The 13,069-nt window shown below is 64.6% G+C and carries 14 protein-coding genes and 1 tRNA gene; 8 read left to right on the top strand and 7 right to left on the bottom strand.

Features of this window, described 5'->3' with window-relative positions:
* Positions 1-74: 74 nt before the first annotated feature.
* Complete coding sequence (locus IEV75_RS00515) at positions 75-773, top strand: ChrR family anti-sigma-E factor (RefSeq protein WP_188450593.1); 699 nt, start codon at positions 75-77, stop codon at positions 771-773.
* Between the two features lie 59 nt (positions 774-832).
* On the top strand, positions 833-2,101 hold the full coding sequence (locus tag IEV75_RS00510) for an FAD-dependent monooxygenase (RefSeq protein WP_188450592.1): 1,269 nt from the start codon (positions 833-835) through the stop codon (positions 2,099-2,101).
* A 205-nt stretch (positions 2,102-2,306) separates the two neighbouring features.
* On the opposite strand, the gene IEV75_RS00505 is transcribed toward IEV75_RS00510, so the two are convergent.
* The 7 genes from IEV75_RS00505 to IEV75_RS00475 all read right to left on the bottom strand — a co-directional run bounded on the left by IEV75_RS00505 (position 2,307) and on the right by IEV75_RS00475 (position 7,897).
* Complete coding sequence (locus IEV75_RS00505; protein ID WP_188450591.1) at positions 2,307-2,564, bottom strand: DUF1150 family protein; 258 nt, start codon at positions 2,562-2,564, stop codon at positions 2,307-2,309.
* Between the two features lie 146 nt (positions 2,565-2,710).
* On the bottom strand, positions 2,711-4,543 hold the full coding sequence (locus IEV75_RS00500; protein WP_188450590.1) for an LVIVD repeat-containing protein: 1,833 nt from the start codon (positions 4,541-4,543) through the stop codon (positions 2,711-2,713).
* Positions 4,544-4,586: 43 nt separating this feature from the next.
* Positions 4,587-5,315 (bottom strand): DUF305 domain-containing protein, encoded by a 729-nt coding sequence (locus IEV75_RS00495; protein WP_188450589.1) that lies wholly within the window; start codon positions 5,313-5,315, stop codon positions 4,587-4,589.
* A 110-nt stretch (positions 5,316-5,425) separates the two neighbouring features.
* Positions 5,426-5,923, bottom strand: a complete 498-nt coding sequence (locus IEV75_RS00490; RefSeq protein WP_188450588.1) for a hypothetical protein — start codon at positions 5,921-5,923, stop codon at positions 5,426-5,428.
* Between the two features lie 122 nt (positions 5,924-6,045).
* Positions 6,046-7,053, bottom strand: coding sequence for an SDR family oxidoreductase (locus tag IEV75_RS00485; protein WP_188450587.1), 1,008 nt, complete (start codon positions 7,051-7,053; stop codon positions 6,046-6,048).
* Positions 7,054-7,198: 145 nt separating this feature from the next.
* Positions 7,199-7,274, bottom strand: a tRNA-Ala gene (locus IEV75_RS00480).
* A 119-nt stretch (positions 7,275-7,393) separates the two neighbouring features.
* Complete coding sequence (locus tag IEV75_RS00475; RefSeq protein ID WP_188450586.1) at positions 7,394-7,897, bottom strand: TIGR02300 family protein; 504 nt, start codon at positions 7,895-7,897, stop codon at positions 7,394-7,396.
* 115 nt (positions 7,898-8,012) lie between these two features.
* On the opposite strand from IEV75_RS00475, the gene aroA reads away from it, so the two are divergent.
* The 6 genes from aroA to accD all read left to right on the top strand — a co-directional run bounded on the left by aroA (position 8,013) and on the right by accD (position 13,069).
* A complete protein-coding gene (gene aroA, locus IEV75_RS00470; RefSeq protein WP_188450585.1) occupies positions 8,013-9,365 on the top strand; it encodes a 3-phosphoshikimate 1-carboxyvinyltransferase in 1,353 nt (450 codons plus the stop codon).
* 86 nt (positions 9,366-9,451) lie between these two features.
* The gene (gene trpB, locus IEV75_RS00465; protein ID WP_188450584.1) at positions 9,452-10,663 is read left to right on the top strand and encodes a tryptophan synthase subunit beta; all 1,212 of its coding nucleotides are present in this window, start codon (positions 9,452-9,454) and stop codon (positions 10,661-10,663) included.
* Between the two features lie 40 nt (positions 10,664-10,703).
* The gene (locus IEV75_RS00460; RefSeq protein WP_188450583.1) at positions 10,704-10,991 is read left to right on the top strand and encodes a BrnT family toxin; all 288 of its coding nucleotides are present in this window, start codon (positions 10,704-10,706) and stop codon (positions 10,989-10,991) included.
* A complete protein-coding gene (locus tag IEV75_RS00455; RefSeq protein WP_188450582.1) occupies positions 10,963-11,268 on the top strand; it encodes a BrnA antitoxin family protein in 306 nt (101 codons plus the stop codon). The genes IEV75_RS00460 and IEV75_RS00455 overlap by 29 nt, the downstream gene beginning before the upstream one ends.
* 100 nt (positions 11,269-11,368) lie before the next feature.
* Positions 11,369-12,160, top strand: coding sequence for a tryptophan synthase subunit alpha (gene trpA, locus IEV75_RS00450; protein WP_188450581.1), 792 nt, complete (start codon positions 11,369-11,371; stop codon positions 12,158-12,160).
* Positions 12,161-12,190: 30 nt separating this feature from the next.
* Positions 12,191-13,069, top strand: a complete 879-nt coding sequence (accD, locus tag IEV75_RS00445) for an acetyl-CoA carboxylase, carboxyltransferase subunit beta (RefSeq protein WP_188450580.1) — start codon at positions 12,191-12,193, stop codon at positions 13,067-13,069.

Here is a 13,069-nt window from a genome sequence, read left to right as displayed (position 1 = left end):
CGGCCAACCCTTGAAGTGTTATAGGTGCGATCAATATCCCCCATCTCGCATCCAGATGAGACCAGACTGCCGCCATGACACACCAGCGCCTCGGTGACGAAATTTTCTCCGCTTACGCCTCCGGCACATTGTCCGGTCCCATGCGCCTCCTTCTGGATACGCAGGCCGCGATCGACCCTGAAATCTCCCGGCTATGCGATGATGCCGAGCGTATCGCAGGCGTGCTTCTGACCTCGATGCCGCCCGCTTCGATGCGCGCTGGCGCGATGGAGGACCTGTTTGCCATTCTGGATGCCGAAGCCGCTTCGGCAGGCGAGGCCGGTCCGTCGCAGGGCGTAAACCCGGAAACACGCCAGCAGGCCGCCCGGCTGGCCAGCCAGTCGCTCGATGAACTTCTGAACCTGCCGGAGCCGGTGCGTGATCTTGCGCTGGAGGCCGGCGGAAGCTGGCAGTTTGCCGGGCCTGGCGTGCGTGTCATGGAGCTTATGCGTCAGGACGGCGCCAAGGCCGAGCTGATCCGGCTGGAGCCTGGCCATGGCGTGCCCCGCCACACCCATGACTGCAAGGAGTTCACGCTCGTGCTGTGCGGCGCCTTCCATGACGGGCTTGCCCGCTACGCGAAAGGCGATCTGAGCGTCGCTGACCCGCAAATCGAGCACAAGCCGGTGGCAGAACCGGGCGAGGTCTGCATAGCGCTGGCCGTCACCGACGGCCCGCTCGCCTTCACCGGCCCGCTGGGCTGGGTGCAGCGCGCGCTCGGAGGAATGAACTAGCGCGCCCTGCGGCATTTGCCCCGCTTTCCTTGAGCGCCTGATCGGCTAGTCTGGCGTCCATGACAGGCAAGACCCTCTTTGATGGCGATGTGGTGATTTCCGGCGGCGGGCTTGCCGGGCTGACACTCGCGCTCGCCCTGCACCGTGCCGGCGTGAAAGTGGCCGTTATCGACGCTCTGCCGCTGGATGCGCATGCCGATACCGCCTTTGACGGACGCGCATCCGCGCTCGCCTACACCTCCTGGCGCATGCTCCAAGAGATCGGCATTGCCAAGCACCTCAAAGGCCAGTCCCAGCGTATCGAGGACATTCTGGTCGTGGACGGACGTCCGCTCGACGGATTGAAACCCGGCGGGCCGGGAGTGGACAGCCTGCATTTCGACCGGCGCGAGATCCATCCGCGCGAGGAGGGCGAGCCGCTAGGCTACATGGTGGAAAACCGCCATACGCGTATCGCAGCGGCAAAATGCGCAAGCGAGGCCGGCCTGCCGGTCTTTGCGCCGCGCCGCGCGCACGCCATGCAGACGCAGGCCGGACATGGCGAGCTGGCGCTGGAAGGCGGCGACCGTCTGAAGGCCCGGCTCATCGTGGCCTGTGACGGCAAGATGTCGCGCCTGCGCGAACAGGCCGGTATCCGGTCGCTCGGCCGCCGGTATGGCCAGTCGGCCATTGTGCTGACCGTGGAGCATGAATTGCCCCATGAAGGCGTGGCATACGAGTATTTCATGCCCGGCGGGCCGTTCGCCATATTGCCGCTGACCGGCAACCGCTCCAGCCTCGTGTGGACGGAGAAGGATGCGCCTGCGCGCGCCATAGCCGCGCTCGACCCCCAAGGCTTTCAGGAAGCGCTTGAAGCGCGTTTTGGCGACTTTCTGGGCCGGGTGAAGCCGGTCAGCCCGGTGCACATCTATCCGCTGGGCCTGATGCTGGCCGAGCGCTTTACCGCAGAGCGCCTGGCGCTGGCCGGTGATGCAGCGCGCACCATCCACCCGATTGCCGGGCAGGGCTTCAATCTGGGCATTCGTGATGCAGCGGCACTGTCCGAAGTGGTGGTCGACGCCCTGCGCGCGGGGCTCGATCCGGGGTCGCAGGCAGTGCTGACCCGCTATGAGCGCTGGCGCAAGACCGATTCCGCCGCCCTGGCGCTCGGCACAGACATGTTCAACCTGCTGTTTTCCAACGACAACACGGCCCTGCGTCATGTACGCGGCCTTGGCCTGTCACTGGCCAATGCAGTGCCGCAGGCCCGCCGCTTCTTCATGCGCACGGCAGGCGGTGAGACCGGCGATCTGCCGCGCCTGCTAAAGGGTGAAGCCCTGAGGCTCTAGCTCGTCTTGTGAAACCCCGGACGCGAAGCGATCCGGGGTCCGCTCAGACCTATTCTGCACGAGGTCCCGGGTCTCGCGACGCTCGCCCGGGACTTCAAGGGACCCCCAAAACGCAGAACGCCTCCCGGCGGGGGACCGGGAGGCGTTCCAGTGAAGCGTGCCGTCCGGGGGGAGGGACTGACTGACACGCTTTTCGTTGCGCGTGCTAGTGCACGCTTACCGGGGCCGCGCCATGCCAGCGCGCAGCGGCAAAGGCTGCATCGCGGTCGGCAAACAGGCCTACACGGCGCCCGTCTTCATCATGGATAGCGTATAACTGCTGATCGGGTTCCAGCGTGACACCATCAATTTCAATCGCATTGCCGGGCTGTACCTGCTCGAACACATCTGCGGCCGCAATCGGGCGCACATAGACGGTTGCAGGCGTGCCGGACTGGCCTTGTTCAAACTCTTCAGGAGCCATTTTGCGGACCTCCTCTTCAATGCCCTCGAAATTAGAAATGGGGGGTGCAAAGCGCCGGTTCAAGAGGGCGCTTGCAGGAGGCATCGCGCCATGAAAAAGCCCCGCCAGCCTATGCTGACGGGGCTCATGACTGTGGGGAGAAACCGCTAGCCCGCGACGCGGCCCAGCAGCTCGCCAAGGGCCGTCAGACGCGCACCATCACGGCCTTCGACATCAGCCGCAGCCGAGATCAGGTCACGCGACAGGCGGCGCAGATTGCCGCGGTTCATGCGGCCATCGGCCCAGCGGGAGACTTCCGTGCCCGCGCGCTCCAGAAGGCGCGCCTCGACCGACTCGCCGCGTGCCAGCTGGTCCAGATAGGCCTGGGCCACCACAGCGCTATCCTCCCACACAATGCGGGTCTGGGTCTGCGGATTGACTTGCGTCTCCATCACCGCCTCGGCGGCGGCCAGTTCGGCCTCTGACAGGTGCTCGCCCGCCTCCAGGCGCAACACATCGAGACCGCGCGCGATCTCGCTGGCGTAGATGCGGCCATTATACCAGTAGGAAGACCAGTAACCGGCAACAATGAGATTGTCCGGGTCAACCGGGCCGCGGTCGAAATAGGCGATCTCGAAGGGGGCTTGCGGATCGGTGAAGTCCATCACCGAAATACCGCCCTGATACCAGGACTGGACCATGATATCGCGGCCCGGCACCGGCACCAGCGAACCATTGTGCGCCACGCAGTTCTCGCTCGCCCCCTGGATGGAGGGCAGCTTGTAGAAAGCCTGCCCGCGCAGCACATTGTCTTCGATCGTGGCGATCAGGTTGGCGCCCCAATTGGCCGGATCCTCGGCCCGGCAGCGCGCCGCGGTGCCCCCGCCCCACTCATCGGTGAAGACAACGACATCGCCCTCATTGTTGAAGGTCGCCGAGTGCCAGTAGGCCATGTCCGGATCAAACAGCTCCGCGATGCGTGTCGGATTGGCCGGATCGGTGATGTCTAGGAGGATGCCGTTACCGCTGCACGCCCCGCCTGCAATGCCGATCTCGGGATAGACCGTGATGTCGTGGCAGTGATTGGTCTGGGCCGTGCGCTGGCTGGCTACGCCCATCCGCCCGCCAAGCCACAGGCCGGCAATCTCGCCGGTTTCACGGTCGGCAAAGATACGCGGGCTGTCGATCAGCTCCGCTGTCCCGGGCGCATCCAGCGGCACGCGGATAATGTCGATGGAGTAGAGCGAGGTCTCCGGATTCTCGCCGGGCTGCCCATCCGAGCAGAACTCCAGCTCGTCGCCGGAGCGCACAGGCTGGGTACCCGAATTATACACATAGATCACGTTCGCATCGGCGGGGTCCGGCACCAGCGTGTGGGTGTGCGATCCCCGGCAGGTCTGTACCGCCGCAACCTGGCGCGGCGCGGTGATGTCGGAAATGTCAAAAATCCGGATGCCGCGGAACCGGTCGGGATTCACATCGCCTTCGGCAGCCTCCGACCCGCAATCGAGCCGCGCCCGGTTATGCTCCACCGACAGGAAAAGCAGATCGCCGTGCACCGACACATCGCCCTGCCCGCCCGGACATACGACCGCCGTCACCAGCTCGGGCGCGTCACCGGCAATATTGTAGACCAGAAAGCCATGATAATTACCCATGATCACATGGTCGCCCTGGAAAGCGAAATCGGTATTGGCCATGGCAAGCGGCGTGAAAGCAGGCGGCGAGGCCTCCTCGCCGCGCTCCTCGGCCTCGCGCGCTGCCCGCATCGCTTCCATGAACTGCGCAGGCGCAAACAGGGCGCGCTCGTCAAAGAAGGCGTCGATGGGCGGCACATTGTGCTCCAGCGCCATGTTCCAGCTCGCGCTTTCGGCCCCGGTGAGCCCGCCGGCAAGCGCCGTGCGTTCATCTTCGCCAACGGCATTCACCTGGGCCTGCGCGGCGCCCATGGCCAGCGAAAGGGCACCAATGGCGGCGGTACATTTTAGCAGATGTTTCATCGTAACTGGTCTTTCCCCGTTTTTGCGCAGGCTTTCCTTGCGTCTAGTGATGTTGATGGCGGTGGTGAGCGTGCGGATCCGCGCCGGGCGTGTCCGCCGGCGGCAGGTCTTCCAGAAGATTCTGCATGCGCAGGATTTCCGCCGTCTGGTCGGCCACGATATGGCCGGTAAAGTCCGACATGATGATGTCTTCACCGGCGCCAGGCTGTTCCATCAGCTCGTCAACCATGAGAAGCGCGCCTTCATGGTGATGAATCATGCCTTCCAGGAAGAGCCGGTCGAAAGCGGTCCCTTCAGCAGCGGCCAGCGCACGCATCTGATTGACCGACAGCATGCCCGTCATCAGCGGAATATCGTCGGGATCACCAGAAGCGTGTTGGTGATGCTCATGGCCGCCATGTTCATGATGCCTGTGCAGATCATCGGCCTCCGGCGCCTCGCCGCGGCGCTCCAGCCAGCTGCGCATCATGGTGATTTCATCATCCTGTGAGCGCGAGATGCGCCTGCCCATGGCGATGATCGCAGGATTGTCCGTCCGCCCCTCGATCAGGGCGACCATGTCCACCGCCTGCTGGTGATGGACGATCATGTGCTGCATGAAGCGCGTATCGGCGGCCGTGTGACGCGTCTGGCTGAGCGCACGCGAACGCTCCGCGCTTATCTCCCGGCTCGGCTCGCCCGGCGCGCCGGGCTGCAATATGGGCGGGCCGGACACCGCGGTGCCAAGGGCCGCTGCCGCCGTTATTGCCAGTACCGTGCTGACAGCTATCAACTTGAATTCCCCCGGTTCTGGTGACCGCTGGCCAAAAACCTACCGGCAAGCCCGCAAGGAGCAAGTCGCAACTGTGTGATCAGGTGCGTTACAGTCTTGTAAGAATGCGCCTATCGCAGCTCCGGTACGGCACGGCACAATACCCGGCCCCGCCTGTCGCGCACGACCAGCACGGCATGGACCGGGCGCGCTCCGGGCCGGGCCACCGGGCCGTAAAGGCCCGCGGCACTGTGATCCACTACCGGGCGGAATTGTCCTTCCAGCGTCATCCGCGTCAGCTCCTGCACGCCGGGACGGGCCTGCAGGGGACCGGACTGGTCGCTTTCCAGCCCGTCACTGCGCACGCTCAAGGACCAGTGCCCCGCAATGCCCGGCGCCGCGCGTGCAATGAGCTGGCGCGAGCCGCGGCTCTGCACCAGCACGAGCGAGCAGGCTTCACCCGGCCGTATATCCGGCGCGCGCGGCGGGGGCGGGTTGAACCAGGGTTGCTGGGCGGCCGCGGTGCCCGGAAGCGACAGTCCCAGCGCCAGCATGGCCGCGCTGATGGCAGCCCTCGCGGCAAAGCGGCCCCGCCGCCTCTCGGACGCGTCGTGTTCAGAACATGACATGGCAAAACTCCCGTTCAGGGCCGGACAATACCCGGCTGCTGGGCAGGACATTGCCATGTGCCAGCTGAACGCAGGCAGAGCGCAGTATTTAGCGGACGTTCAGAAATTCCGCCGTCCGCCGCTTAGCGTTCCAGCACATCCCTCACCCACGGGCCATAGGGCGAGCTGCCCAGCATGGCCAGCTGTGTCTCGCGGCTGACCTCGTTAATGCCCAGCTGTGGCCGGGCATTGGGATGCACGGCCACACGCAAGGGCCGTGTCCCGCCGGGGCTGGCAATCAGCTGCACAATAGCCTCGGGTATGTCCATAGGATCGGTGTCGCCGCCCCCGCCGCCTGTTCCCATCCCCGCCACCAGCTCGGGATAGGCGGCCAGCCGCTCTTCCGGTGCGCGCTCGAGCAGCGCAGCCGTCAGAACGCTGGCATTGTCCCAGATCTGCGTGGGATAGCCGCCCGGCTGGATGATGGTTACATCAATGCCATGGGGCACGAGCTCATAGGCCATCGCCTCGCTCATGGCTTCCAGCGCGAACTTGACCGGCGAATAATGGCCCAGCCCCGGCACGATCACCCGGCCGAGCTGAGAGGATATCTGTACGATCAGGCCGCTGCCCGCCGCGCGCATGGCCGGCAGGACGGCGCGCGCCATGCGGTGCGGCCCGAACGTGTTGGTCTCGAAAATGAGGCGCGTGGCCTCCATGTCCTGAAGCTCGATCGGTCCGGCAAGCGCGATCCCGGCATTGTTTATCAGCACATCGAGCGTCCCCCCGGTCGCCTCCAGCACGTCCGCCACGCCGCGTTCCACGCTGGCATCGGAGGTGACATCGATCTCCACCAATTCGATGGCGAGGTTTTCGGCCTCTGCCAGGGCGGCAAGCTCATCGGCTTCAGGCCGGGGCAGATTGCGCATGGAGGCGAAGACCCGCGCGCCGAGGCGTGCATAATGCTCGGCGCCAAGCCGCCCGAAGCCCGACGACGCGCCGGTGATCAGGATCGTCTTGCCTTCAAGGGATGGCTCGGAGCGCAGTGCCTTGCCGAGTGCCGGCGAGGATGCGGCCACGGCGCCGATCGCGCCTGCCGCCGCCGCCGTGCCGCCCAGCAAACCCCGGCGGCTGATACCCTGTCTGGCCATGTCCCGCTCCCTTCTTTGATCGCTCTGGCAGCGAGGATAGGCGAAACGGCGGTGAAGACAAACCGGGTAGGGAGGGACCGGACAACCGGACGGGGCAAAAAACAAAAACCCCGCCAGCATCTCGCGGGCGGGGTTTCCGGTGTGATGGTGGAGCCAGGCGGAATCGAACCGCCGACCTCTTGAATGCCATTCAAGCGCTCTCCCAACTGAGCTATGGCCCCTTTGTCTCATCGCGCGGCGGGTTGGGGCCCGCCGGAATTGGAGCGCGGAAACTAGTCAGCTTGCGTGCGCCGATCAAGTGGCAAACGCAATCGCCGTCCGCGTGTCCTGCAGCACCCTTCTACGGGGTGTCGTCATCCTCGTCCTCGATGCCGATATCGGCGTCGAAATCGTCGTCATCCTCATCCAGCAGGATGCCGTCATCCTCGTCCTCGTCGTCCAGATCGGCTTCTTCGTCGGAGAAACCTTCCAGATCGTCGTCAACGGGAGCTTTCTTGCCCTTCACCGGAGCAACATCGTCGTCCTCGTCCTCGTCATCACCCAGATCAATGGGCTCCTCGTCGAGCTCGGGCGCATCATCGTCGGCGTCATCGTCGTCATCGCTTTCGGCCGCGTCGTCCGCCGCTTCCAGCTCTTCATCGTCCTCCAGCCCTTCTTCTTCCTTGTCGTCCTCAACCTTCGGCTTGGGCGACTTGCGGGCCGGTTTCATTACGACCTCTGCAAAATAGGAGACCGGATATTCCTTGCCGGTAAACGGCGAGACAATCGGGTCTTTGCCGAGGTCATAGAATTTCTTGCCGGTTTCAGGGCAGATTCGCTTGACGCCAAGATCGGGTTTGGGCACGGGACTTGATCCTTCAGCGCTGGATTGGTCTTTGAGGCGGCGCGCCTGTTGCCACGTCTGCGCCGCGCTGTCAAAACCCGATTTTCAGCCCGTTACAAGCGTGAAAGTCAAACCCATGGTTTCCAACGGCAAAGCAGCCGAGCATCCGGCTGCATCCGGCCCGCGCACCGCGCGCAGAAGCAGCCGGATCGAGGGCATCCGGGCAGCCTCGCCGGACAAGTCCATCTCGCACCGGGCCATCATGCTGGCGGGCATGGCGCAGGGCATCAGCCATATCGAGGGCCTGCTGGAAAGCGCAGACGTGCTGGCAACCGCCGGGGCCGTACGCGCGCTGGGGGCCAATGTGGAACGTACAGGGGACGGGCAATGGCAGGTAAAAGGCGCACCGCAATGGCGCTCCCCCGACGGCGATCTTGACCTTGGCAATTCCGGCACCGGCGTGCGCCTGCTGATGGGCGCTGCGGCCCGCTTTGACCTCACGGCCCGCTTTACCGGCGATGTCTCTCTGTCCTCCCGGCCCATGGAGCGCGTACTGGCGCCCTTGCGCCTGATGGGCGTCACCACCATCGCCGCCGATGGCGGCCGCCTGCCGGTAACACTCAACGGCTCTACCCGTCTGAATGCCATCACCTACACGCCGCCCGTGGCATCTGCGCAGGTAAAGAGCGCCATATTGCTGGCGGGACTTGGGGCAATGGGCGAGACGGTGGTGATCGAGCCGGAAGCCACACGCGCTCATACCGAGACTCTGGCACCCCTGTTTGGCGCAGACATGACCATGGAGCGTGACGGTGCGGGCCTCGTTGCGCGGGTTCGCGGCGGCAAGGCGCTGCACGCAGCGGATGTGCATGTGCCGGGCGATCCCTCCTCTGCTGCCTTCCCGCTGGCGGCCGGGCTGGTGGCGGGCACCGGCCCTGTCACCGTGACGGGCGTGATGACCAATCCGGCCCGCTTCGGGCTCTACCGGGTGCTGGAGATGATGGGCGCGGACATCAGCATAACCCCCGCCGGCAGCCGCGCCGGCGAGGCGCTGGCCGATATCACCGTGCGGCCGGGAACTCTGAAGGGCGTCCAGGTGGAGCCGCACATCGCCCCGTCCATGATTGACGAATACCCGATCCTGTCCGTGATCGCGGCGTTCGCAGAGGGCGTGACACACATGACGGGTCTGGCAGAGCTGCGCGCCAAGGAAAGCGACCGGCTGGCCGCCTCTGCCGCCCTGCTGGCCGCCAATGGCGTGAAGGTGGAGCTGGGCGAGGACAGCCTGACAGTTCACGGCATGGGACAAGGCGACGTGCCGGGCGGCGGGCTGGTCAAGACTCTTCACGATCACCGCCTCGCCATGGCGGGGCTGGTGCTGGGCCTCGGCGCGAAAGACCCGGTGACGGTCGACGACGTAGCAATGATCGCCACCTCCTATCCCGGCTTCTTTGACGACATGGCCGCGCTCGGCGCAGACATCGCCTGAAGCAGGGCCGCGCACCTGAGTGCTTCCCTCATCTGCCCGCACGCTCTAGATCAGACCTCCTATTCTCCCAGCCCGTGATTGATCTGATGACCCAGCCCAACGCCTTTTCCCACTATCCCGATGCCAGCGGCCTGTTTGGCGAGTATGGCGGGCGCTTTGTCGCCGAGACGCTGATGCCGAACGTGCTGGCGCTCGAGAAGGCCTATGCCAAATGGAAGGACGATCCGGCCTTCGTGAAAGAGCTGGAGGATTTCGCGCGCGATTTCGTCGGCCGTCCGAGCCCGCTCTATTTCGCCGAGCGCCTGACCGAAGAGTTTGGCGGGGCGCAAATCTGGTTCAAGCGCGATGAGCTCAATCACACCGGCGCGCACAAGATCAATAACTGCCTCGGCCAGGTGCTGCTCGCCCGCCTGATGGGCAAAACACGCATCATCGCCGAAACCGGCGCAGGCCAGCATGGCGTCGCCACTGCCACGGTTGCCGCCCGCTTCGGAATTCCTTGCGAGGTCTATATGGGCGCCACGGACGTGGAGCGCCAGAAGCCCAACGTCTTCCGCATGAAGCTGCTCGGCGCGAAAGTGCATGCCGTCACGTCGGGGCGCGGCACGCTGAAAGACGCGATGAACGAGGCGCTGCGCGACTGGGTGACCAATCCGGACGACACTTTCTACGTGATCGGCACGGTGGCGGGCCCCCACCCCTATCCGGCGATGGTGCGCGATTTCCAGAGCGTGATCGGCCGTGAGGCGCGCGCGCAGATGCTGGAACGCATTGGCCGCCTGCCCGACGCGGCGGTTGCCTGCATTGGCGGCGGATCAAACGCGATGGGCCTGTTCTATCCCTTCCTGGAAGACGAGAGCGTCCGCCTCATTGGCGTTGAAGCCGCGGGCAAGGGCGTCGATACGCCCGACCACGCGGCGAGCCTCAATGGCGGCAAGCCGGGCATCCTCCACGGTAACCGGACCTATCTGTTGCAGGATGAGGACGGCCAGATCGTAGAGGGTCACTCCATCTCTGCCGGTCTCGACTATCCCGGTATCGGGCCGGAACACGCCTTCCTGCACGATGCAGGGCGCGCCGAATACCGCCACGCCACCGACGCCGAGGCGCTGGACATGTTCCAGCTCTGCTCGAAACTTGAAGGCATCATCCCGGCGCTCGAACCCGCCCACGCGCTCGCCCGCGTGCGCGATCTCGCCAAGGAACTGGGCAAGGACGGCGTGATCCTGATGAATATGTGCGGGCGCGGCGACAAGGACGTGTTCTCGGTGGCGCAGGCGCTAGGGGTGGAGCTGTAGCGATGCGCCTTGAATGTAACGACACTTGTAGTTACATTTGATGGAGTTCGAATGGGACGAGGCGAAGAACCGCGCCAACCAGGAAAAGCACGGGATCAGTTTCGATCGGGCGGTCCGGGTGTTCGAAGGCCACTATGTCACCACATCGGCTCGCCTAACACCTGATGGTGAAGTGCGCCTGAAGACGATTGGCATGCTGGATAACGTGCTGATGGTCAGCATCATCCACACCGACCGGCAGAGCGTCACACGGCTTATCTCGGCCCGCCCGGCCAAGCGCAACGAAAGGGCTTTCTATTATGGGACGTACGGTCCGGGTAAGACTTGAAGACCTGCCGCCGCTGACGGAAGCGGACCGTGAGGCATTGCGCCGTCTTGCGGAACTTCCCGACGACGAGATCGATACCTCTGACATTCCCGAATGGACCGAGGAGGAGTTCGCCAACGCTGTCTGGCACACCGGTCATGGCAAGCAGCAGGTAACGGTGCGGCTGGACAAGGATGTGCTCGCCTTCTTCAAGAAAGGCGGGCGCGGCTATCAGACCCGCATCAACGCGGCCTTGCGCGCCTTCATGGAAGCCCAGCGCAAAACCCCGGCGGAATAGGCCGCACCGCCCCCTTGCCGATCAGGCATAAAGCGTTATTCAGACCCCGGACCGCTCTGCCAGAGCGTCCGGGGTTTCATCTGGGAAGTAAAGGCCATCCATGACACGCCTTTCTGACACGTTTGCGCGCCTGGCATCTGAGGGCAAGGCAGGGTTTGTTGCCTATGTGATGGCAGGCGATCCTGATGCCGCCACGACGCTGGAAGTGATGCACGGGCTTGTCGAAGCCGGGGCCGATGTTATCGAGCTGGGTGCGCCGTTTACTGATCCGATGGCCGACGGCCCGCCCATCCAGCGTGCCGCCCTGCGGGCACTCGACAGCGGCATGACGCTGAAGGGCGTGCTTCAGCTGATCGCGGAGTTCCGCAAAACCAATGCGGCGACGCCCGTTGTTATCATGGGTTATGCCAACCCCTTCCATGCTTTTGGCTATCAGGCCTTTGTCGATGCGGCAGCAGCTGCGGGCGCGGACGGCGTGATCTGCGTGGACCTGCCGCCTGAGGAAGACGCGCCGTTTCGCGAGCCGATGGAGCGGGCCGGGCTTTCCCTCATCCGCCTTGCGACCCCCACCACGGACGATGACCGTCTGCCGCAAGTGGTCAAGAACACGTCCGGCTTTGTCTATTACGTCTCTACCACAGGGGTCACGGGCGCCGGTATCGGCCAGACAGCGGTGGTTTCAGGGGCGGTCGACCGGGTGCGCAAGGCGTCCGGATTGCCGGTCGCGGTAGGCTTTGGCGTGAAGACGACAGAGCGTGCTGCAGAGATCGCGAAAGTCGCCGATGCGGTGGTCGTCGGATCGGCGATTGTGGACGCGCTGGCAGAGGGCGGTGTGGCCGGAGCGGTCAAACTGGCCAAAGAACTGGCATCGGCCACCCATAATGCGCGATAATCGCGGCAACAGGCAGCCTGGGACAATCGTATGAACTGGCTTTCCAAGCTTACCCCTCCGGGTGTTTCGCGCATGTTCGACAAGCGCGACACGCCGGAAAATCTCTGGATGAAATGCCCGGTTTCGGGCGAGATGGTGTTCCACAAGGATCTCGAAGCGGCCCTGCATGTCACGCCTGCCGGCCATCATGTGCGCATCAATCCGGAAACGCGCCTGCGCTACACCTTTGACGCCACCTGGGAAGAAATCGCCCTGCCGGAAGTGGCGAAAGACCCGCTGAAATTCCGCGACGACAAGCCCTATTCATCGCGTCTGGCCGCCGCCCGCAAGAAGACCGGCCGCGAGGATGCAATGGTGATATCGGTCGGGCGCATTCAGGGCATCGAGACCACCGTTCTGGTGCAGGACTTCTCCTTCATGGGCGGATCGCTGGGCATGGCGGCAGGCGAATCGTTCCTGAAAGCGGCTGAAACCGCCGTGGAGCGCCGCACGCCACTGGTGGTGTTCACCGCTGCTGGCGGCGCGCGCATGCAGGAGGGCTGCCTGTCCTTGATGCAGATGCCGCGCACGACCATTGGCGTGGAGATGATGCGCGAGGCGAAACTGCCTTACATTGTGGTGCTGACCGACCCGACCACGGGCGGCGTCACGGCCTCCTACGCCATGCTGGGCGATGTGCATCTGGCCGAGCCGGGCGCGCTTATCGGCTTTGCCGGCCAGCGCGTGATCGAGCAGACCATCCGCGAAAAACTGCCGGAAGGCTTCCAGCGCGCGGAATACCTGCTGGAAAAGGGCATGGTGGACCGTGTGGTGCATCGCCGCGACCTGCCAAAGGTGCTGGGCAATGTGCTGCGCACGCTGATGAAGCGGCCTGCAGCCAGCGCCAACGTGCCCGCCCCTGCCGCCTGA

Origin of the sequence: Glycocaulis albus (assembly GCF_014639075.1) — a bacterium.
GTDB classification, from domain to species: Bacteria; Pseudomonadota; Alphaproteobacteria; order Caulobacterales; family Maricaulaceae; genus Glycocaulis; species Glycocaulis albus.
Note: the sequence above shows the minus strand (reverse complement) of the source record. Positions and strands in the feature narration are given on the sequence as shown.

Excerpts from the sequence above, each read along its gene's own strand:
- IEV75_RS00510 (WP_188450592.1), top strand. The coding sequence starts at position 833 with ATGACAGGCAAGACCCTCTTTGATGGCGATGTGGTGATTTCCGGCGGC.
- accD (WP_188450580.1), top strand. The coding sequence starts at position 12,191 with ATGAACTGGCTTTCCAAGCTTACCCCTCCGGGTGTTTCGCGCATGTTC.
- aroA (WP_188450585.1), top strand. The coding sequence starts at position 8,013 with ATGGTTTCCAACGGCAAAGCAGCCGAGCATCCGGCTGCATCCGGCCCG.
- IEV75_RS00490 (WP_188450588.1), bottom strand. The coding sequence starts at position 5,923 with ATGTCATGTTCTGAACACGACGCGTCCGAGAGGCGGCGGGGCCGCTTT.
- IEV75_RS00515 (WP_188450593.1), top strand. The coding sequence starts at position 75 with ATGACACACCAGCGCCTCGGTGACGAAATTTTCTCCGCTTACGCCTCC.
- IEV75_RS00500 (WP_188450590.1), bottom strand. The coding sequence starts at position 4,543 with ATGAAACATCTGCTAAAATGTACCGCCGCCATTGGTGCCCTTTCGCTG.
- IEV75_RS00485 (WP_188450587.1), bottom strand. The coding sequence starts at position 7,053 with ATGGCCAGACAGGGTATCAGCCGCCGGGGTTTGCTGGGCGGCACGGCG.
- trpB (WP_188450584.1), top strand. The coding sequence starts at position 9,452 with ATGACCCAGCCCAACGCCTTTTCCCACTATCCCGATGCCAGCGGCCTG.
- IEV75_RS00460 (WP_188450583.1), top strand. The coding sequence starts at position 10,704 with ATGGAGTTCGAATGGGACGAGGCGAAGAACCGCGCCAACCAGGAAAAG.
- trpA (WP_188450581.1), top strand. The coding sequence starts at position 11,369 with ATGACACGCCTTTCTGACACGTTTGCGCGCCTGGCATCTGAGGGCAAG.
- IEV75_RS00505 (WP_188450591.1), bottom strand. The coding sequence starts at position 2,564 with ATGGCTCCTGAAGAGTTTGAACAAGGCCAGTCCGGCACGCCTGCAACC.
- IEV75_RS00455 (WP_188450582.1), top strand. The coding sequence starts at position 10,963 with ATGGGACGTACGGTCCGGGTAAGACTTGAAGACCTGCCGCCGCTGACG.